Source organism: Endozoicomonas sp. SESOKO4 (genome assembly GCF_024606275.1).
On record NZ_JAHHPS010000491.1, the window covers coordinates 1 to 1,198 of the forward strand.

Annotated in this window: 1 protein-coding gene; it reads right to left on the reverse strand. The window is 45.7% G+C overall.

Translation table 11 applies throughout. From position 1 onward, the window contains the following. Window positions 1-54: 54 nt before the first annotated feature. Window positions 55-1,062 carry a hypothetical protein gene (locus tag KDK16_RS09400; protein ID WP_257275771.1) on the reverse strand — a complete coding sequence of 336 codons (1,008 nt, stop codon included), beginning with the start codon at window positions 1,060-1,062 and terminating at the stop codon, window positions 55-57. Between the last annotated feature and the right edge of the window lie 136 nt (window positions 1,063-1,198).

The following is a 1,198-nucleotide window of genomic DNA, read 5'->3' on the forward strand; positions in this document are numbered from 1 at the left end:
TCATGTAATAGAGTATCAATCCATTGACTTATTTTTATTGTAAGTTCGTTCATTTTAGTTTTCTTCAGTAATGTCAAAACCGAGGCTTTTCGCCTGTGCAATAAACTTCGCTAAATTGCTTTTGCTCCACTGATTGGAGATAGCATACTGCGTGTTATCAGCAAACGTGATGACTTCACCATCACCAAGGAAATGCCGTGGGATATCCTGACGAGCATAAGTAGCATTTGCTTCTTTCAAAGGAACAAACATCCCGCCACTACGAATATTCTGTGGGAAGGCCTCGATCAACTCATCAACGTTGGCAGGGCTATGCTTGGCAATCCAGTGCTGTATCACTGCGAGCACCAGTCGCCGTTTGTTTAGCGGGCTGCCCATAAAGATATAGCGGGTATAATCTTTGGATGACTGCCTGGCTACCCTGCGCTCTTCTGATTGCTGCTTTATTTTTACTTGGTAGCTCTCTGCTTCAGGCAAGGGGATGATTTGTTGAACATCAATCAAAATCTGGTCGTTATGCTTATAGGGAATCAGCCGGATGCAACGAATATCCAGGCTGCGCTCGTTAAGCCAAATAACGGAAGTAGTCAGTTCTTTGGAAAAATTGGCAGAGACCAGTACCATGCGTACATCCATACCAAAATCATCCTCCTGAGGTTCATCCCACCCAAGAAACTCAAGAAGCTTACTCTTTGCATCCGCCTCAATATCGTTATCGATAAGATGCTGCTGATATATTTCGACAGCACGGGCGAAGGTCAACGTCGAAACCATGGCCGCATAGCGAAGAGCCTGCAACTCCATATGCTCGCCTTTCTCGGTCCGCTTCAGTTCTATCACCACCAGGTTTGCTTCACGGTCAATAGCCAGAAGATCAATTCTGCGCAGAGAATCAGACCATTCCGAGAACTCCTCGGCAATCACAAGGCAGTTGGGCGCGACCGTTTCGACCTGGTGCTTCAATGCAGACTGCAAATGTTTTCTTTCCAGAATACCTTCATCGTTGAAGGTCGTTTTTTCGATTTGATTGAGCGTATTATTATTAAAGCTATAGACGGGCATATTCAGAAAGGTCAGTGCAAAAGGGAGTGGTGGGATAAGGGCAAGCCCACCAGAACAACAGGAAAGGCTCGCCCGTATTTCAGAGGAACATTAACAGATCGGTGGCAATCCTAATTCCTTCAGGAACTGGTTGTGC